The organism is Mesobacillus foraminis, assembly GCF_004340465.1.
Lineage (GTDB): Bacteria > Bacillota > Bacilli > Bacillales > Cytobacillaceae > Mesobacillus_B > Mesobacillus_B foraminis.
The window spans coordinates 238,154-257,393 of record NZ_SLVV01000004.1; the positions used below are offsets into that span (position 1 = coordinate 238,154).

Below are 19,240 nucleotides of genomic sequence, written 5' to 3' on the forward strand. Positions count from 1 at the left end.
CTTGGTTATCTAAAAGGATCCCTGGCACGATGCGGGAGGAATCGTGTTTATTACCGCTATAGATTAATAAAGAGATAGCTGCTGTCAGCTATCTCTCTAACATTACTCTTCTTCTTCTGCTACAGCTTCCTCTTCTTCCTCAGCTGCCTCAGCTGCACCAAACAGGATGCCATTGATGTTTTTAGCTTCGTATGCACCAATTTGTCCATTTACATCGAAGTACGCCAATCCCTCTTTGTCGTTAATGAATTGAGTTACATCTGCCGTTGCTCCATTTATCAGGATACGGCCAACTGCGTAACCAGGAGGTAACTTTTTCATCAAGTCCTTAATTTTTTTTGCTTTTGCCATAAAATCCACCTCCTTTCTGCTTTAATTTTCCCTCTGATTTATCAGGGTTAGTATAGTGTATTTACAACCAGCCATTTTTGAATGGGACAAGCGTTCAATTTTTTAAAAAAGGCTAATGTTCTATTATCTTTTTTAACGTTGATTTATCCACATTAATCTTCTGAATCATCAGCCTCAAACTGGCAAATCCTTGTGGCTTGAGTGCAAAACTTGGGTTGACCTAAAAAAAGAGAGAGCCGGATTGCTTTCTCTGCCTTTTTTACATTTTTTATTCCCTAGGCTTACCTGTCCCGAATAGAATGCCATTAATATCCTTGGTCTCATAAGCAATTAATTGATTATTAACCAAAAAATAAGCTACTCCGTCCTTTTCATTGATAAATCTTGTTACTTCTTCTTTGACCCCATTCACCAGGATGTGGGATACCGGAAAACCAGAAGGCAATCTCTTTATGAGGTCCCCGACTTTTTTTGGCTCCTTCCCGGCAGGCAAATCTGTAATTGGATTGGACATTTGGGCCTTTTTTCGTTTTGGCATTATCGTCCACTTCCTTTCTTTCTGTCTATCAATCTTATATCCGTCTTTCATTTATACAGGTTCTATATTATATTCTGATTTTTATACCCTGTATGGACCAGAGTCCTTACTTGGGAAACTTTATTTTACGCTGCTTTTATGTAAAACTGGAAAAGGGAAGGATTAGCATCCATCACAAGAAAAGAGACAGCATGAAAGCTATCTCTTCAAATGTATTCCTTATGCTTCTTCCTCTTCTTCTGCCGCCTCAGCCGCTCCAAAAAGGATTCCATTGATATTTCTAGCTTCGTAGGCCCCAACTTGGCCATCAACATTGAAATAAGCCAAACCGTCCTTTTCGTTTAAGAACATTGTAACATCTTCAGTAGCTCCCTTAACCATGATGCGGGATACTGGATAGCCAGGAGGCAATTTTTTGATAAGGTCTTTAACCTTTTTCACCTTTTTTCGTTTAGGCATTGCTTCTGCAGCAGTATTCTCAGCTTGTGCCATTTCACAATTTTTGCGTTTTCCCATACTAGTCACCTCCTTTTTATAATTCCCTCTGCTTTGACAGGGTTACTATATTTTATTTTCAAACTGCCTTTTTGTATGGGACAAGGGTTTAGGTTTGATAAAAAGGGCTAATGATGATTAACTTTTTCAGAATTCAGTCTGACTGATTTTATGAACCAGGCAGACTGTTTGTTAGGTTAATAATGATACTTGCAGTTGCAAGGCTCTATAATGCCTCCGCCTTCCTCTTCTTCTTCACCAGCTGCGTCTGCAACACCAAAAAGGATCCCGTCAATGGTGCAAATATCATACACAGCGACTTGGCCACCTGACTGAAAATAGGCTCTCCCATTGCTTGAATGAGAGTAAATTCCACCTTCAGCAACTGCTCCATTAACTAGAATCTGTGCCACAGGATAGCCTGGAGGCATATTTTTTAGAAGGGCCTCTATATGAGAATGCCTGACTCGTTTTTTCATTTTTTCACCTCCCTTTCTATATAAATGGTCCTTTTTACAAGGAATACTATATTGTATTCAGCTAGAAACAGCCTGAATAGGACAAGCGTGCAATATTAACAAAAAAGGGCGTTTACCAAGAGTGAAATAAGGAAAAAAGGCATTTTCAGAGAGACTGAAAATGCCTTTTTCAAATAAAGCAATACATATAAACTTCTATAACACCATATTATTGTTTTAATTAAAAATCCTAAGTTAATTCTATGTACACTCATAAACTGTTAAAAAATTTTCGACATATAGTACTCATCGACAAATTCTCCATTTATGCACAGCGATTTTCTTTTCGTTCCCTCAACGACAAAACCCATTTTCTTGTAAAGTCTAATCCCTGCTTCATTAAGAGTCACGACAGTTAACTCAAGGCGTTCGATTTCGGCTCCCCTTCTCCATTCTTCTAAATGTTTAAATAGTTCTGTTCCAATTCCCCTGCCACGATATTCATCCAGAATCCCAGTAACAAGATATACGGAGTGTTTGTTTCTTTTGGCAGTTCCGCCAATAGCCATTAAATACCCTATTAATTCATTGCCTTCTTCTGCAACAAAAACGGTAGAATTGCCTACCTTCTTCATCTCTATTATTCTACTTTCCAGTTCCCGATCCCCACTCGTTCTCTCACCAGGCTCAAGAAGCATATACTTTGATTGCTTTTCAACCTCCTTAATTAGTTCCACCAAGGCTGCTGCTTCTCCCTTTTTTATCTCTCTAATCTTCATTCCGCTGCCTCCATTTCTAGTACAAGGTTTTTATCACTTGGCTGTACGTAGCTGTAGCGTTTCCCATAAAGCTGGACATCACTGCGTTGATATTAAATGCAAAAAGCCCCATTTCTTTGTAACAGCCAAAGAATTGAGGACTTTAATTGCGCCCACCTTCATAATAACCACTCGCCTTGTGCGAGTTTTTCAACTCTTCCGCCAACCCGCACATCTATTTTTTCTCCATGTTCCTTTGCCTTTACAAACAACAAGGAGTTTCTGTTTATTTCATATCCCTGTTCCACCCTGATATGGATTTGGCTCTTGCCGAAAAATCGGTACTTTACTAAATAGGATCCCAAACAGCCGTTAGAACTCCCAGTGGCGGGATCTTCAGGAATACCGTAATAATCCGCAAAGTCACGGACGTTCACATCATTTTCAGGGTGATAGGTTTCAGGAGAGAAAACGATAATGCCTTTCGCTTCCGTGTGTTCAATCAGCTTATAATAGTTTTCCTTATTGATCATCACATTTTTGACAGCTTCCAATGACTTTAACGGGACGATGATCACAGGAAGTCCAGTAGAAACCTCCTGGACAGGATAATCCAAATTGAAATCTTTTCTGTCCAAATTTAAAACCTCTGACATTTTATCGGCGTTTATGGTTTGTCCAAAAACAGGTATGCCTTGTTTCATCCAGATGACCTCCTCCTGATGATCGAAGGATACAGGCACCTCGCCGGCTTTAAGCTTTACCATCAATTCATCCTGGGGATTCTGGATTATTTCTCTTTGAATCACATAAGCGGTACCCAATACAGGATGCCCGGCAAAAGGGACTTCTTCTTGGGGAGTAAATATCCGGACATCGTAACGGCTGTTTTGATTCCTATCCGATAAGATAAAAGTTGTTTCAGAAAAATTGACTTCCCTGGCAATTTGCTGCATTTGTTGATCAGTAATTTCCTCAGCATCCCGAAAGACTGCCAGCTGATTGCCTGAATATTTGCCTTGAGAAAAGACATCCAGAATGTAATAGCGAAGTTTATTCAAGTATGGGTCTCCCTATCCAAATATTTAATTTCCCGCAATTCCAGAGAGGATTCACGTGCATGATTACTGATTGAAATGGACTAACCTGGTATAAAACTCGTTCAGAAAATCGAAAAATAACTTTTCTGTGGGAAGCAATGCTCGCTGTGTCGGCCATATGATGCCCACTGTCCTTTTTACACTGTGCTCGTTTAATCGGACTTTTACGGTTGAATTGGGGATGTTATCAACTAATGTCACTTCCGGCATAAGAGCAATTCCCAATCCGGCCGAGACCAATCCCTTCAGCGCGTCGATATCGTCACCCTCAAAGGAAATAGTAGGTGAAAAACCATAATCATGGCAGGCATTTATCACCATATCACGGAATACATATCCTTCTGGCAATACAACAAAAGGATCATCCTTCAGTTCTCTCAAATTGATACTATCTTTTTTTGCAAGTGGGTGGTGCAGAGGCAAAAGTGCCACTATGTTATCAGTGAATAATATTTTCCGATGGACTTTTCGCTCTTCGCTTGGCGGCAAAGGAGCAATCATTGCCAGGTTAAAATCTCCTTTGACAACCCCTTCTATGAGCTCTTGATACCGGGCCTGCTTTAAAATAAACTTCGCATCTGGATATTGTTTGCGGAATGCATAGATTGCAGTAGGCAATGTATGAGCAGCCAGGCTGATCGGGAAGGCTATACGAATCGTCCCTTTTTCCGGTGCCAGGTATTCCCTTACCTCCCTTTCAGCTTCATCAATTACATTTAATCCATGCTTCATGCGTTCCAGAAAGATTTTTCCGATGGGAGTTAATTTTACATTCCTTCCCTCCCGGATAAAAAGATCTACACCCAATTCACTTTCCAGATTAAAGATCTGCCTGCTGACCGAAGACTGGGCAACATGGAGGGCATCAGCGGCTTCCGTAACATGTTCTCTCTTTGCTACTTCAATAAAGTATCGTATTTGTCTAAGCTCCACTTTTTCTTCCCTTTCTTTTTCATGCGTAAAATGCATTGATTATATCGAATATTCATATTGAAGCGATTACTTATAAAAGTATAAGATGTAATCATGAAGATATGAAGTCTTTTTTTCTATCTGAAAAGTCTAATAATGAAGCGGAGATTGATATTCATGAACACAACAATTAGCGAAGTAGAGAAAACACAGATTGAAAAGGCACATGAATATGTAAACAAGGTATTCGAGCAAGTAAAGGACCGGAATCCAAACGAGAATGAATTCCACCAGGCGGTTAAAGAAGTTTTTAACTCTTTAGTACCGGTTTTTGCTAAACACCCCCATTATATGAAACAAGCCATCCTGGAAAGAATTTCAGAACCTGACCGATTGATTTCTTTTAAAGTTTCCTGGGCGGATGATAACGGAAACGTTCAAGTAAATCGCGGGTTCCGTGTACAGTTCAACAACACGATCGGCCCTTATAAAGGCGGTTTGCGTTTCCATCCATCGGTGAATGCCAGCATCATCAAATTCCTCGGATTTGAACAGATCTTTAAAAATTCATTGACTGGACAGCCGATTGGCGGCGGAAAAGGCGGATCTGATTTTAACCCTAAAGGAAAGTCGGATGGAGAAATCATGCGTTTCTGCCAAAGCTTCATGTCCGAGCTTGGAAAATATATCGGACCGGATATCGATGTTCCTGCAGGTGATATTGGAGTAGGCGCTCGCGAAATTGGTTATATGTTTGGTCAATACAAGAAAATGCGCGGTGCATTTGAAGCTGGAGTTCTTACAGGCAAAGGCCTTGGATACGGCGGAAGCCTTGCCCGCAAGGAAGCAACAGGATACGGGACTGTTTATTTTGTTGATGAAATGCTGAAGGATGCCGGTTTAAGCTTCAAAGACAGTACAGTTGTAGTATCTGGTTCTGGAAATGTATCCATTTATGCCATTGAAAAAGCAATGGAACTGGGTGCCAAAGTAGTTGCCTGCAGTGATTCCAACGGCTATGTATATGATAAAAACGGTATCGACCTTGACACTGTAAAACGACTGAAAGAAGTAGAAAATAAAAGAATCCGCGAATATGTCACTGTACACCCTGAAGCTGAATATGTAGAAGGATGCACTGGAATTTGGGCTGTGCCATGTGATATTGCTTTACCTTGCGCAACACAAAACGAGATCAATAAAGAATCTGCGGAAATTTTGGTTTCTAACGGAGTCAAAGCTGTTGGAGAAGGAGCAAACATGCCTTCTACCCTGGAAGCTATTGATATTTTCCTCGATAACCAAGTTTTATTTGCTCCAGCAAAAGCAGCGAATGCTGGAGGGGTAGCTGTTTCTGCATTAGAGATGGCTCAAAACAGTGCAAGACTTTCCTGGACGAAAGAAGAAGTAGATTCGAAGCTACATGATATTATGAAAAACATTTACCGCATGAGCAAGGAAGCATCTGAAGAATACAATGCTCCAGGCAACCTTGTTGTAGGATCCAACATTGCAGGATTCTTAAAGGTAGCAGATGGTATGGTTGAGCAAGGAATCTTTTAACATTTGATTCCCTGTACACTAGGATCAGACCAGTCAATCCTTGAATAAAGATGCTATAAAAGCTGACTCTATATCGTTGGAAGACGATAGAATGAGTCAGCTTTTTTAGTTGATTATGACTAACCTCCCCTTTCCTCCCGTTATTGCTGAATCATCAACAGTTTCCCGCTTGCAGCTTCGCTGAAATGATGATCCATGAATATTTGCTTTACTAAATAAACACAATAGGATGGTGCCCAGCACGGATTAATTAATTCCCGGATATTTTACCCCCAGAGAGCATCCAAAGTGGAAAAGCAAACAAAATCACCCGATTTAATCGTTAAAACTGGCTGCAGACTTTTCGAAAAGTATCCGTGCAACGTCTCGTCATTGGGATGGATATAGTAGGTAGTCAATCAATTACTCCTTTACTTTTTATCTATTGTCATTAAAAAGAACAAACTTCAGATTTCCAATGTAGGATCATTGCCTGATCTTTCATAGGAGGCAATCATACTAAATGTTCATGTCGAAGCTAAATAATGATATACCTCGTCAATCCAGGCCCCTTTTTCATCCGCGAGCAACGTATTCCACCCCAAAATCCTTGCCTCATTGAAGTTTTTTTCTTGATCGTCAACATATAAGATATTCTTGGATTTTAATTCCATCTTAACTTTTGCATAGATTTCGGGTTGTGGCTTACAACAGCCTGCCTCACTCGAAATCGTGATGCTTTTCAAGTATCCTTGAATGGGCTGCAGGATAGGTTCTACCCATTCAACGCGGTGATTGCTTAATATATGAATATTTGCGTATTCGCTCCAATTTCGAATCTCTATTGATGTCGGCAGTGGATGGATAAAAGAGAGCAGCAATTGCTTTGTATCCTTTAGTGGAATATAGAACTCTCCCCCATTTTGTACCAGAATTCTCTTTCCTCAAGCTGTCCAGTCCATAAATCGTAACGTACGTCGTTTTTAAATTTTTGCAGTTTCTTTTCAGGAAGGTTATATTTTGAGGCGAGCGCCTCCCAGAAAAAAGGTGAGAAATTGGTCGCAACTACACCGGCAAGGTCTAAAATTAAATCTGGTTTGGGAGACATCTATTATCACCTTATCTATGTATCTCTTTTTTAACTAAATATTTTTGATATTATTATAAATGTTTTAACAGGAATTGAAACAAACTTTTTAGTCGATGTCTGAAAAAAAAGGCTGCAACAGCAACCTTTTCCTTTATCCATATAAAACTACAACCTGTCTGGCTATGTCTAGAAGTCAAGAAAAGGTGATTACTTTACATTTATAGTAATTATCACCTATAAATAAAAGCTAACACTGGTAAATTTATAGAAATTTTTAAAGGTTAGGATACATCCGGGAGCCGAAAATCATTTATGGTTAAAATCTCGCTCTTTCATCATAACTATAAAACCTCCTTAACCACTATGGCTTCGCATTAATGGTCCACGACAGGCCAAACATCATGAAAGTAAATACCAGGATAAACAGATTAAGACCAATTCCCCACCATGCATACATGCGTGACCGATTTCTGGTAACCAGGCCAAAAACTCCGAGGAACAATCCCAGCAGCGGCAGCTTAACTAACATAGTATCAGGAAAGACGTCAGTTTCAATGAGCATTGATGCATTCAGTCCTGCGAGGGCCATTATCCCACCTAAAAAAGACACAAACCCGGTTGCTGTCTGTAATTTTCTTTTAACCCTTGTTATTTCCAATTCCATAGCTTTACTTCCCCTACTTTCATTGCTCGAATTTCCTCGATTTGTTCAAGCTTTCTCAATTCAGGTGTTGGACCAGTGACAACAGCGCCATACACTTCAATCCCGTTTGCTTTTAAAAACGCCAGCCTTTTGGTCATGTCCAATGATTTTGCTCTTGCAACTTTTTCAGAAACAATTTCATTTTCTTCCAGCAGGGCCAGTATATCCATAAATACTTCTTGATTGGTTTGATCCCTGCCATTAAAAGGGGACCAAGTGGTGGTATCGATCTGAGCTGGGTAACCAATCGGCGCAATCGGAATCCCTTCGCCATCTGTTTGTTTTGCTTCCAACCCTGTATGAACTGCCAGCCATTGGACCTCCGTTTCTGTTGGCAGGAACTCTTCTATTTCTTCAGGGTCCATTAAGTTCGAAAATGATAGGTATACTTCAGCCACCGTTCCATTAGGAAGCCCTTTAAGCATATTCCATTCACCACTAACGCTAAATGGGATATTAGCTTTCGGATGAAGCATATTTTCCGTTTCACCAGTGGGATTTTCCGGCAACGGACGTTCGAGGACCATATTCTTCTTAGGAAAAGCTGGCTGATCAAGGGCAAAATAAATATCATAGTCACCGGCCTTATAATCCTGTTTCCCAATTCGTTTATAAACATCAAAAAAGATATTCATTGAAAAGAAACCAATATCATCTTCTATTTCCATTTCCTCAATACTGATATTGGGCTCTGTTACATAAATGGTTTTGGAAGTAACCTCGATCAGATGGTCAGCTCTTCCCCCTATTGCATAATACAAGTATGAAAGCAATGTCATCACCGGCAGGATAAGAAGCAGTATTGCTACACTGATCATAACATTGGTGATACGCGCTGCAGTTCTTCCTCTAGCAACAATTTGTCTTTGTTCCTCCACGGAAATTGAAAAACTGCTGTCCATTTCCTCTTTGGTATTTGTTATGTAAGCTTTATAGAGTTTGTCGTCATTATTACGGTTCTCTATAGAATCATTGTCCTTCATCCCTGCTCATCCTCTCTTTAACCAAGGCCAGAAGTTTCTTCCTTCCCCTGAATAAATGACTTTTAAAAGTGTTTAAGTTTAAACCTAGTATCTTGGCTGCTTCCTGGTATGGAAGCCCGTGCAGATCACATAAAACCACCGCGTGCTTTTCCATCTCCTTTAACACTCCAAGGTCTTCAAATAAAAGTCTAAGGGACTCTTTTTCCAAAACACTTTTCTCTGGAGTTCTTTGATTGGGGACGATATGCTTCTCCATTTGACTTTCGATGTGTACTCGTTTGCTTTTCCTCTGATAGTCAATAAAAGCATGATACGCCACTTTAAACAGCCATGCTTTTATATTCACGATCTCATCTTCCTCCAGAGCTATAAATGCCCGGTAATAAGCCTCTTGAACGAGATCTTCAGCCATATAATGGTCCTTGGAAAGGGAATACAAATAGCGGTATAAGTCATTTATATACATCTTATAAATATCTTCAAGCTGCACTTTCATCCCCCTTCCATCTAAACCACGTTTCAGTTACCAAAAAAGTTGCAAATTTTAACAAATTTATAAGAATTGAAGGTTAGATACCCTTCTTTATTAAAGCTGGAAGATTATTAGCTTAAATGGTTATCCTTAATTGACTCGTTGCTAAGGCGAATTCTTTCAAATAATATTTTCAAAAAAGAATCAGAAAGTGCATAATCCACGAATGGATTATGCACTCAACGTGTTTTTAATATAAGAGCTTAGCTTTTAATCAGCCGATCTTCTATTTTACTATTGTAAGAGTATTTCCCCATAAAGTTTATTTCCGTTATCAAAAATCACGACCATTTCTTCCTGTGTTTTTCCATCCTGGCCGTTTTATGTCTCAATAACCTGTTTTCTGTCGAACTTTAGATATAGTCTCTTTTCACTTTGATTTTATTCAACTCCCTCTAAAGCTGTGTTATTGAATACCCGCTGGACGGTTTTAATTGATTCCAATTCTAGATGATCCAGACTGAAAAGCCCGACATGAACCATTAAGGAAGGTGCCTTCCTATTCAGGTTCAAAGTATCAGGAATGATAGTTAATTATGCATGAATCGCTGCATACAACTCAGGGACCGGAAGTTTCTCCATCCCCCGGCCCAAATAAAAACTGGTATGCGGCGGCTGATTGTATTCTACGTTCTGTCAGAATGCCCAAGCGGTTTACGCGGTCATTCATTAAGGTATACAATTTATGTTTCGCTAGCTCCGATGTGGTATAAATCCGCAAGCCCTGGCTGTCCTCGGATCTCCCATATAGCTTCTTCTCTCCAATCTCCAAGAACCCTTGAGGGCTTGGTGTTCCATTAGTTGTATTATTGGAAACCGTTCCTTCAGCGGTCAGGAAGTTGACTGTAGTCTCGTTTTGAATGGGATATCCGTTAACCTTCCCTATGACCGTCTTTGGTGGAGAATGGCTCGAAAATAAAAACCCGCAGCATTTACCGTTGAAAAACTTTCTATATGTATGTTTTATGGCCTTGTGGTCCCGGCTATTCGTGGCTGACCACAGTGTTTCTTAAATTAGCTTGCCATTCTCGTCATATGCATTGATTTTAATAGGCTTATTTAACTCGTAGTTTTCAAAAATGGAGTACCATACCCATAGATGATCATGGATTTTTATTCGTTTTGGTTGAATGTCATGTTCACTGGCAATCGAGATGGTTTTGACCTCGCTGGTCGATACCCCAATAATCATCGAAAATTTCTCCTGGGGCTCATAATGGGCTTTCCAAAGGATGGGCTCCCGGAACTCCTTAAGCTGCGTAAAATCCAATGTGCTCATCACCGATTTGATTTTAGAAAATTTATTATTGGTAAGCACAGTCATTAAACCCAATTCTCCCTCATAGAATACGAGATGTGCATCACGATCCACATAGTGAACATTGCGGCATTCACCGTGCTGTTTGGAGATCACCGTGCATACTCTTTCCTCTAGCGCTGCCGATGATCTTGTGAATGAAAAACATAACGCTATGACCATTCCTAGGTAAAGTAAAGTGATAAAGGTTTTCGATATCGTTTACACCCCCATAATATATGTCTCAGCATATTTGCCTTTCCCGTAGCCTTTAATGGAAAAAAGAGATTTTACGCAAACGATTCCACCAGCAATTGAGAAAATACATTTACACTACAAGAAAAGTAAAAAAGCAGTCAATTAATCTGCAGCCATCCACTAGAACAAAACCTATAAAAAGTTGTCCGCTCGTTTTTCTCAATAAATATTACGGTTTTTCTGCGTCTAAAGATTCATTGTTTTCTTAAAAAAACCATTAAATTACATAAATTCAACTTATATCAGTAAAGAATTTTGCTCCTACAGTGAATATGGAGTCATTAGGTTGCGTCTTTAATAAAAGCCGCCTTCAATGGTGGCGGCTTTATCTTGAGATCCTTTTAATTTTTCTTCGGCTCTTCTCCTGTTTCAGCTACACGAACTCTCATTTCCACCCTGAATTCTTCTTGTTTTTTAGGTGAATAGTGTATGGGTATAAAGAACTCAAAAATATCGCTTATAGGCTGGAACTGATGATCCCCCACGTACTTAGTCAATTTTTGAAGGTTCCGGAGATAATTTTCAGGGGAGAAATGAAAGGCAATGCATATATATTTTCCTTTCGGTATAGTTGTCAGTTCAAAGTCAGGAGTCACGGCAGATATTTGGTTCTTGCTAAGGACAGGAGAAAACAGATACATATAGGAAATGTCTTTTAAATTTGCGTAGTGCTCAAAATGAAACATGGCCCCATAGCTCGTATTTGTGAAGCCATCAGTCGATTCAATCAGCATTTTCAGTTTGCTGTATGACGCATTAAACAGGCTTTCGGGTTCCATGCCCTCAGCTTCCATTCGGATAATGCGGACTTCTTCCTCTTCCACAACATACACTTCACCTAAAGAAGGATATTCTAATTGACGCTGCATCCCTTTTTTCACATTTGTAATTGATTGTTCAATATTCAATAAGAAATCTATTTTTTCTCTGACCTGTTTTTCTTGCTTCTCCAGAAACGTCAGCAATTCCTCACTGTCCAGCTCCTGCGCCAATCTTATTTCCTCCAGCGGTGTTCCAATATATTTAAGCGATTTTATCAGGTCGAGGTGATAAAGCTGGGAGTCCCGATAATAACGGTAATTTGTATCAGGATCAATATATGCCGGCTTAAACAGGTCAATTTTGTCATAATAGCGAAGGGCCTTTATTGAGACATTCGCCAGTCTGGATATTTCTCCAATGGAGTAGAGCTTTTCCTTCAAGACACCACTTCCTTATGTTGTTCATTATTATAAAAAAGCGTACTTCATGCAGTAAACAATGAATACGCTTTTTGAGTATTTAGTTGACGCTGGCTTTCATCTTTCCCGGGGCTTTCCAGGAAAGTGTCAGTCCAATGCCTGCAGCAAGGACAATTGTTGCAAAGTAGAAAGGGTAATTTAGATCAATATCAAATAGCATCCCACCAATGACTGGGCCAAATACATTGCCAATACTGGTGAACATGGAATTCATTCCCCCAACAAACCCTTGTTCGTTCCCCGCCATTTTCGATAGATACGTGGTAACTGCTGGCCTCATCAAGTCAAAGCCTACAAATACCAGGATCGTTACCGCTAAAATAGCAGCATAGCTGCTGACCAGGGTAAGTAAATATACCAGTATGGTAGAGAAAATAAGGCTGTGTCGAATTAAGCGGATTTCTCCAAGCCAATTTGTTAAACGGTCAAAGAAGCCGACCTGCACAATCGCTCCAACGATGGCGCCTCCCGTTATCATGATAGCAATGTCTTTCGCTGTGAAACCAAATTTATGATCAACAAACAGCGCAAAAAGTGATTCGAAGGCAGCTAAACCGAAGGCTGAGATTAGAATAATCATAAAGGCAATGAAGTACATGGGAGCAAAGATTCGTTTGACCCCTTTCTGTGCCCCTTCTTGTTCACCATTTTCTGGATTTCGCTCCGGCTCGCGAAGAGTGATCAGCGACAGCAGTGCGGCGAACAGGGCAAATCCTGCAGCAAAGAAAAATGGCAGACGGGAATGGATTTCAGCTAAGAAACCTCCAATGCCCGGTCCAATAATAAAACCCGTTGAAATGGCAGCGGACATGTATCCAAGCGCCTTAGGTCGAGTTTGGACTGTCGTAATATCAGCAATGAACGCTGTCACAGCCGGCATGATAAAGGCCGCACTGACACCGCCTAGTACACGTGATAAAAACAAAACTTCAACAGTTTGGCCAATGCCGAATAAAAATTCTGAGATGCTAAAGAATAGCAGGCCAATTATAATCATGATTTTCCGTCCGAACATATCTGCCCAGCGGCCTGCAACCGGTGAAACAATCAGCTGAGTGACAGCAAAGGATGCGACCATGTATCCTACAACGGTACCAGAAAGATTTAACTCGTTCATGATTGCAGGTGTGACTGGAATCACTAGCCCGATACCAAGAAAAGCTATGAACAGATTTAACAATAAAATAGCTAACGTATATTTTTTAATTTGCATGGTGCTTCCCCCTGTTTCGATTCTACTTTTTAAAATATAAGGTCTCCTCCAGGGGGAGAGTCAATAGATTGTTATGATTTATTTTAAAGACGCTCATCCAGGCAAACATATATAAATGATGCCACGCTAAAGCAGGACGAAAAAGACAATGCCGTTTTGATTGGCACTGTCTTTTTCGTCCCGCCAATTTGAATCCTCTACCCCAAGTTTTTTGCTGCTTTTTATGACCGTTATGCGGCTGGCTAGCTGGATTTGGTCAGTGAAATTAACATGCACTGTGTCTAACTTCCTTCAGGAACAATCCTGGTGAACAAGGAGGACCTTGTTTTACCTGGGGGCTATAAGAAAAACTGACGGGTTGAAGCCCGTCTAATAATAAAGCACTCTATTTATACAAGAGCGGCAGGAGTTTGCTGACGAATTTTCTTCCTGGGGGATCTGCCTTTTATCCAGCTAATTTCTTTGTTCTCCGTATCCTTCCATTTCCATATGAGTTTGTGGAAAACCATTTGCGACCCATTCAGCTCTTAAAGCGGAATCATATTGGGTTAAGCCTTTTTCTTCGGGAACCTTTTCTGCATCCACACTTTCCTGCTTGTCAATTTTTTCACTGTTCCTCATATCTGTATCTTCAATGATTTTAACAGCTTCTTTTTGGCTCATTCTATATACCGCCAATCCTACTACAGTGGCTCCTAAAACAAAATTCAATGCTGATTTTTTCATCCTGTATCCCTCCAATTTGTTTGAATGTTTTATCTCTTCTTATATTTAATACCCACTTTAATAAATTAAAAAAGTCATATTTATTTACATTTCTTTTACGAGATTTGGTGTTTATGCGGGGTTTTTGGTATTATCCAGAACTCCTATCAGCTTCCTGTTAAGTTGTTTCCCTGGAGAACTTCTCTATGCACTATTGAGGAGATACAGTTACAACTGTAGCGTTCCATCATTTCTTAAACAGAAACCACCTCGAGTTGCATTCGGGGAAAAGAAAACATTTGGAAATTGGGGTTTGTTTTCTCCAAAATAGTGGAATCTGTTTAACAGCCCTGTTTCATGACCCAGAAACGAAAGCCCTTTTTTTATATTAATAGTTCTTTAACACAATTAGGGCTTCCTCTTAATATGTAATTCATATAATAAGAGGGTATCAAGCAAATGCTCATTTGAGGAGGATGAAAATGTTTTTAAAGCAGCTGACTGAAAAGAAGATGATTTCAATTGATTACTATTCCAACGGTACCTTGCAAACTATTAAAGGACGTGTTCACCGGCTCAATCTGCTGGAACAAATTCTTCAATTGAAAGATGAAAAACAAAAAACATTCGTTATTCAATTATCTGGGATACGACAAATTTACTAGCCTTATCTGCCTTTTCTTACTGACCTATGATGAAACATCTAGGTTTTTTTTATTGAATTCATTTCATTTTTACCTTCCCTCTTTTTATAAACTTTTAATAAACATCCCCATCGGCATTAATAAAATACGGTTAGACTGGAATGGACTTAAGTGTTTCTCTAGTAATCAGCATTCCAATTCTATGAACCGGACAGGGGGAATACACAATGTGTGATCGCAGAATCCTTACCGAAGATGAGATTAGAAAATTACAAGAGCTGAAGACTGTTCTTTTAAATGCAGATAGTTTAACCGAGAGAAATATAATGCTAAAAAAAATAGAGCAGCTGTTTAGTAAATCAAAACAGCGTCATAAATTCATGGTGACTTTAAATGAGGACTAATGGTTTTAAGCGTGGCCAGAGCTGCAAAAACCAAGCAATCCTGGGGTACGCTAGGCGAAGATGCGTGACCGATGATGATTAAAAACAGTGAATGGGAACCCGCGATGAGGATGCATCACGACCGATGGATCGGGTTTGGAATGCAAGATGAAGATGCGAGACTAAAGTGCAATTAATTGAAAAGCCGTCAATCTGTTTATTATTTTTACTCCCAGTTACACTAAAAAGCAAACCCGATCCCCAATATTTTAGCATTGGTTCTTCAAACAGTTCAATTAGCTTTGAGTCCTATATTGAGGAAAGTCAGGGTATCTAAAACCGTTCTATTAGACGAACCCTGTATTATCATAACCTTGTTTATCTATCATTCCTCTACACACCTTTCCCCTCTGTTGTAGATAAGCCCGGGTCACCTAAACCATTCTAAGAACCCTGCGACAAACCTGAAATAAGTGAATGGCTTACAGAAAGACTCCGCAAGCCCATCCCACTTATCATAAGATAAAACTTTGCCATATAGATGGTTTCTACAAGCCCTTCCCCCTGCCTCAATGGAATTCCCTGGTTACAAAAATATAAATGCTTCCACGTGCCTTGCCCCATGAAATCATAAAAGCCAAGGTCAACTAGAACCCTTCTACGACCCCTGCAGCAAACTTAATACAAACTACCGGACACATAGAAAAACTTTACTGCCTTTGCCCCCAATGGGTCAGATTACAAGCAAGACCCAGTCACATGCAAAACCCTCATGTCCTTCTTCGCCAGCTTCCTTAAGGCACCTGGTACCTTTTTTCCCGGGCTTCTTGGATTGCCAGGGAATAGTGCCACAGCAAAGATTCGAATATGGCATCCCACTTTTGTGATAAGGCATAATTCCGCCCTTCCGTCCCCATTTGCCTTCGCAGATTTTTGTTTCTTATTAGGTTTACGATAGAAGAGGTAAAGTCCTGACCATTTCCTGCTTCACATAAATATCCGGTTCTATTATCCTGAACAATGTGCTTAACCCCTCCCGCGTTTGCACAGATTACAGGTGTTCCACTGGCTAAGGATTCAAGGACAACATTCCCAAAGGTCTCTGTAGGTGACGGGAAAATAAACAAATCAGCCGCAGAGTATACCTCCGCGAGTTGTTCCCCTTTTAGGTAGCCTGTGAATGTCATGTTTTCTGGTGCTTCATTTTGGAGCTGCTGACGTAAAGGGCCATCTCCAGCGATGATCCACTGGATATTATCAGCTAGATATGCGGGCATTGATTCAGCTATATCCAGCAGGGTTTTTATATCCTTCTCGGGTGCCAGCCTACCCACATAAAGCAAAACATACTTCTTTGTAATTTGATATTTTTTACGGACCGCAGATTTATCATAATGTGGGTGAAATAAATCGGCATCCACACCTCTAGGCCAAATTTCCATGTTCGTAAACCCATGGCGCTTTAATTTGTCCAGAGTATCAAGAGAAGGAACAAAAAGCTTTTTAAATGGTCTGTGAAACCAATTCATATATTTCCATAAATACTTAGTTAAAACTTGAAGGTCATAGAATTGAAGATAATGGTCGAAATTGGTATGATAGGAGCCAACTAAAGGGATATTGAATTTATTAGCATAATAAACACCATACAGACCGAGGTTAAACGGGGTTGCTACATGGATCAGGTCAGGGGCAAAACTTAGCAGCTCTTCCCTGATGGATGCAGGGCTTGGGAACGCCATTCGGCATTCTGGATATAAAAAAAATGGGAGACTCTTGAAATAGTGAATATGATTTGAAACATATTCATTAGAATCACCGCCAGGAGCAAAGACTTTTACGTCAAGGTTTCTGTTTTCCAGATAGTCGGTAAACCGTTTCAAAGTCCGGGCTACTCCATTAATATCCGGATAAAAGGTATCTGTGAAAAAGGCAATTTTCATTTTTACACTCCTCCCTGACAGGCTTCTCATACATCTTATACGGCCATTAAATAGAAACAAAAAAACCCGCATACCGTTCCTAAAAGACCGCCGGCAAGGACATCTGTAGGATAGTGGAGTCCAAGATAAACACGGGAAAGTCCTACTCCGAAAGCCATAGGTAACAAACTGTACAGAAAAACTGGCATTAATAGAATAAAAGGAATGACAATGGAAAAAATGGCGGTCGTATGGCCGGAAGGAAAAGAATGGTCTTTTAATGGATTCCTTGGAATTTTAGTACTTCCCAAACTCAGATAAGGTCTCTTTCGTGGATACCATTTTTTGATTAAGTGCACAGGTAAATGACTTATTGTTAATGAAAGCGCGCTTGCTATTGCAGTTAACCGAAGCTCGCCTGTTGTCAATCCCATGGCTAGGATACTGGCTCCAACTGTAAACAGTGCTCCCCCAAAATGAGTGATTGCAGAAAAAAACAAATTAAGACCTCTTATATCAAAATGACGGTTTACCCCCTGAAATAAGCGACAGTCGAGCTGATAAAAAACAAGCAGCCATTTCACCATCATTCGCCTCCATTATGTAATTCAATGCTAACCTTATTTTATAAAAAGAAGTTTTAGCCAGCATTAAAGGAGTGTAAACTTTAATCAATTGTTGAACCCGAAAAGAAAATCTGTTGCTACCCTCTCGATCCTTTTAATTTTTCAAAAAAAGAAGACGAGAAGAATAATCTCCTCATCTATTACACTTCTTATTTTTCCAGCTCGTTCAAAACATCAAGTGTCGCCTGAACATCTTCATCCGCCAAAGGGGCAAATCCAGTCTCTTCAGCTGTTTCCTGGGCATTTTCCATTGTATAGATGGCATAGTCCAATACTTCAGGCTTTTCTTTTGCATGGTTTACATTGAGATAAGTGAACACAGGGCGAGTAAATGGGCCGTATTCTCCATCTTCTTTAATGGTATCAACGGACGGTTCAACAGGTCCTTTTCCAAAGTCCACTTTCACAGCAGACAGCTTGTCCTTGTTAGATTCGTAATATCCATAGCCAAAAAAGCCGATTCCGTTTTTGTCTTTTGCCACTAAATCCACCAAAGTTGAATAATCCTGCTGAAGGTTAATGTTCTCAACCAAAGGTTTTTCTTCCAGGATATTTTCGAACATAAATTCATATGTACCATGATTTTCGTTAGGACCGTAAGTCTTTATTTCTTCATCTGGGAATTCCGGGCGAACATCGGACCATTTTTTCTTTTCACCGCTTGCCAGGAAGATGTCCATCACTTCCTCTTTCGTGAGCTCCTTTGCCCAGTCATTATCTTTGTTGATGACAATGGTAAGACCATCCAGCGCCACCTTCATTTCTTGGACTTCAATGCCCAATTTCTCGGCTTTTGCTATCTCTTCATCTTTAATTTTGCGGGAAGCATCATTATAGTCGGTCCCGTTTTCGGCCAGGAATTTTTCAAATCCTGCTGAAGTTCCAGCGCGGCTTACTTCGACAGAAACATTTTCCTGTTCATTTGTCATATAATTTTCCGCCATTTTAGCCATGAATGGATAAACAGTACCGGAACCGTCAATGATTACACCGCCTTCGAGTTCAGCTTGCTTGTCCTTGTTGTCACTTTTAGCCACTGCGCTGCTCTCTTCCTCACCGCAAGCTGTCCCCAGAACCACAACGGAAGCAAGCATTGTAAACACACCTAGTCTTTTTAAACTCTTCATTTCTACGTCCCCCATAAAATGTTTTTGTTTGAATATTCCTTACATGTTTAAAGATAACTTCCAATTCTTAATGCTGTTTATAAAAAATGTAAATTATTTGCAAACTTCCTAGTGGAGTAAATTTACATTTGCAAAATGCGTGGACTGGCTTTCTCTGCTATTCAGCAGGACCTTTAGAGCATAGGGATCCTTACGCGGTATCGGAGAAAAAAGTAATTTAATGGGTATACACAGAAGGAGGAGTACTTTTCTTCAAAATTGAAGTTTTATTGTCTAAGAAAGGAATTTTATTTCCCCTATGCGGTAGATTATTTTTCAGAATGGCCTGTTTTTTTTAAAAGGGGCATCCTGGCGATCTTCGT

Annotated in this window: 23 protein-coding genes and 1 pseudogene; 3 read left to right on the plus strand and 21 right to left on the minus strand. The window is 40.0% G+C overall.

What is annotated here, in order from left to right; genetic code table 11:
• Nucleotides 1-102 precede the first annotated feature (102 nt).
• The 7 genes from EV146_RS07970 to gltC form a co-directional block, all read right to left on the minus strand.
• Complete coding sequence (locus tag EV146_RS07970; protein WP_132004360.1) at nt 103-351, minus strand: hypothetical protein; 249 nt, start codon at nt 349-351, stop codon at nt 103-105.
• A 268-nt stretch (nt 352-619) separates the two neighbouring features.
• Nucleotides 620-889: a hypothetical protein gene (locus tag EV146_RS07975; RefSeq protein ID WP_132004362.1), complete on the minus strand. Its 270-nt coding sequence runs from the start codon at nt 887-889 to the stop codon at nt 620-622.
• A gap of 219 nt (nt 890-1,108) precedes the next feature.
• Nucleotides 1,109-1,405: a hypothetical protein gene (locus tag EV146_RS07980; protein WP_121612824.1), complete on the minus strand. Its 297-nt coding sequence runs from the start codon at nt 1,403-1,405 to the stop codon at nt 1,109-1,111.
• Nucleotides 1,406-1,581: 176 nt separating this feature from the next.
• Entirely contained in the window at nt 1,582-1,863 is a 282-nt protein-coding gene (locus EV146_RS07985; RefSeq protein WP_132004364.1) for a hypothetical protein, read from the minus strand.
• Nucleotides 1,864-2,123: 260 nt separating this feature from the next.
• Complete coding sequence (locus EV146_RS07990) at nt 2,124-2,621, minus strand: GNAT family N-acetyltransferase (protein WP_132004366.1); 498 nt, start codon at nt 2,619-2,621, stop codon at nt 2,124-2,126.
• 158 nt (nt 2,622-2,779) lie between these two features.
• Nucleotides 2,780-3,661: a PhzF family phenazine biosynthesis protein gene (locus EV146_RS07995; protein WP_132004368.1), complete on the minus strand. Its 882-nt coding sequence runs from the start codon at nt 3,659-3,661 to the stop codon at nt 2,780-2,782.
• A gap of 63 nt (nt 3,662-3,724) precedes the next feature.
• On the minus strand, nt 3,725-4,633 hold the full coding sequence (gene gltC, locus EV146_RS08000) for a glutamate biosynthesis transcriptional regulator GltC (protein ID WP_132004370.1): 909 nt from the start codon (nt 4,631-4,633) through the stop codon (nt 3,725-3,727).
• 156 nt (nt 4,634-4,789) lie between these two features.
• Between gltC and gdhA the strand changes: the two genes are divergently transcribed.
• Nucleotides 4,790-6,175 (plus strand): NADP-specific glutamate dehydrogenase, encoded by a 1,386-nt coding sequence (gdhA, locus tag EV146_RS08005; protein WP_132004372.1) that lies wholly within the window; start codon nt 4,790-4,792, stop codon nt 6,173-6,175.
• Between the two features lie 506 nt (nt 6,176-6,681).
• Here the strand turns inward: gdhA and EV146_RS08010 are convergent.
• The 11 genes and pseudogenes from EV146_RS08010 to EV146_RS08050 all read right to left on the minus strand — a co-directional run bounded on the left by EV146_RS08010 (nt 6,682) and on the right by EV146_RS08050 (nt 14,197).
• The gene (locus EV146_RS08010) at nt 6,682-7,035 is read right to left on the minus strand and encodes an HAD family hydrolase (RefSeq protein ID WP_158287042.1); all 354 of its coding nucleotides are present in this window, start codon (nt 7,033-7,035) and stop codon (nt 6,682-6,684) included.
• 14 nt (nt 7,036-7,049) lie between these two features.
• Nucleotides 7,050-7,262, minus strand: coding sequence for a hypothetical protein (locus EV146_RS08015; protein ID WP_132004376.1), 213 nt, complete (start codon nt 7,260-7,262; stop codon nt 7,050-7,052).
• A 343-nt stretch (nt 7,263-7,605) separates the two neighbouring features.
• Nucleotides 7,606-7,908 (minus strand): hypothetical protein, encoded by a 303-nt coding sequence (locus tag EV146_RS08020; protein ID WP_132004378.1) that lies wholly within the window; start codon nt 7,906-7,908, stop codon nt 7,606-7,608.
• Nucleotides 7,893-8,930, minus strand: a complete 1,038-nt coding sequence (locus EV146_RS08025) for an anti-sigma factor (protein ID WP_181215968.1) — start codon at nt 8,928-8,930, stop codon at nt 7,893-7,895. The genes EV146_RS08020 and EV146_RS08025 overlap by 16 nt, the downstream gene beginning before the upstream one ends.
• Nucleotides 8,917-9,426, minus strand: a complete 510-nt coding sequence (locus tag EV146_RS08030; protein WP_219916449.1) for a sigma-70 family RNA polymerase sigma factor — start codon at nt 9,424-9,426, stop codon at nt 8,917-8,919. Before EV146_RS08030 ends, EV146_RS08025 begins: the two co-directional genes overlap by 14 nt.
• A 570-nt stretch (nt 9,427-9,996) precedes the next feature.
• Nucleotides 9,997-10,465: pseudogene (locus EV146_RS28370) on the minus strand (rhamnogalacturonan lyase family protein).
• A gap of 6 nt (nt 10,466-10,471) precedes the next feature.
• Nucleotides 10,472-10,876 (minus strand): hypothetical protein, encoded by a 405-nt coding sequence (locus EV146_RS08035; protein WP_132004384.1) that lies wholly within the window; start codon nt 10,874-10,876, stop codon nt 10,472-10,474.
• A 482-nt stretch (nt 10,877-11,358) separates the two neighbouring features.
• Nucleotides 11,359-12,219, minus strand: a complete 861-nt coding sequence (locus EV146_RS08040) for a MerR family transcriptional regulator (protein WP_132004387.1) — start codon at nt 12,217-12,219, stop codon at nt 11,359-11,361.
• Nucleotides 12,220-12,298: 79 nt separating this feature from the next.
• Nucleotides 12,299-13,471, minus strand: a complete 1,173-nt coding sequence (locus EV146_RS08045) for an MFS transporter (protein WP_132004390.1) — start codon at nt 13,469-13,471, stop codon at nt 12,299-12,301.
• 126 nt (nt 13,472-13,597) lie between these two features.
• Nucleotides 13,598-13,747, minus strand: a complete 150-nt coding sequence (locus EV146_RS26895; RefSeq protein WP_158287043.1) for a hypothetical protein — start codon at nt 13,745-13,747, stop codon at nt 13,598-13,600.
• 177 nt (nt 13,748-13,924) lie between these two features.
• Nucleotides 13,925-14,197: a hypothetical protein gene (locus EV146_RS08050; RefSeq protein WP_132004393.1), complete on the minus strand. Its 273-nt coding sequence runs from the start codon at nt 14,195-14,197 to the stop codon at nt 13,925-13,927.
• Between the two features lie 461 nt (nt 14,198-14,658).
• Here EV146_RS08050 and EV146_RS08055 point away from each other — a divergent pair, with 461 nt between their 5' ends.
• Together EV146_RS08055 and EV146_RS26900 are read left to right on the plus strand one after the other, a co-directional pair.
• Nucleotides 14,659-14,841: a YolD-like family protein gene (locus EV146_RS08055; RefSeq protein ID WP_121612814.1), complete on the plus strand. Its 183-nt coding sequence runs from the start codon at nt 14,659-14,661 to the stop codon at nt 14,839-14,841.
• Between the two features lie 206 nt (nt 14,842-15,047).
• On the plus strand, nt 15,048-15,224 hold the full coding sequence (locus tag EV146_RS26900) for a hypothetical protein (protein WP_158287044.1): 177 nt from the start codon (nt 15,048-15,050) through the stop codon (nt 15,222-15,224).
• Nucleotides 15,225-15,997: 773 nt separating this feature from the next.
• On the opposite strand, the gene EV146_RS08060 is transcribed toward EV146_RS26900, so the two are convergent.
• The 3 genes from EV146_RS08060 to EV146_RS08070 all read right to left on the minus strand — a co-directional run bounded on the left by EV146_RS08060 (nt 15,998) and on the right by EV146_RS08070 (nt 18,878).
• Nucleotides 15,998-17,146 (minus strand): glycosyltransferase family 4 protein, encoded by a 1,149-nt coding sequence (locus EV146_RS08060; RefSeq protein ID WP_132004396.1) that lies wholly within the window; start codon nt 17,144-17,146, stop codon nt 15,998-16,000.
• A 35-nt stretch (nt 17,147-17,181) separates the two neighbouring features.
• Nucleotides 17,182-17,712, minus strand: coding sequence for a phosphatase PAP2 family protein (locus tag EV146_RS08065; RefSeq protein WP_132004877.1), 531 nt, complete (start codon nt 17,710-17,712; stop codon nt 17,182-17,184).
• Nucleotides 17,713-17,900: 188 nt separating this feature from the next.
• A complete protein-coding gene (locus EV146_RS08070; protein ID WP_132004399.1) occupies nt 17,901-18,878 on the minus strand; it encodes a PstS family phosphate ABC transporter substrate-binding protein in 978 nt (325 codons plus the stop codon).
• Nucleotides 18,879-19,240 lie beyond the last annotated feature (362 nt).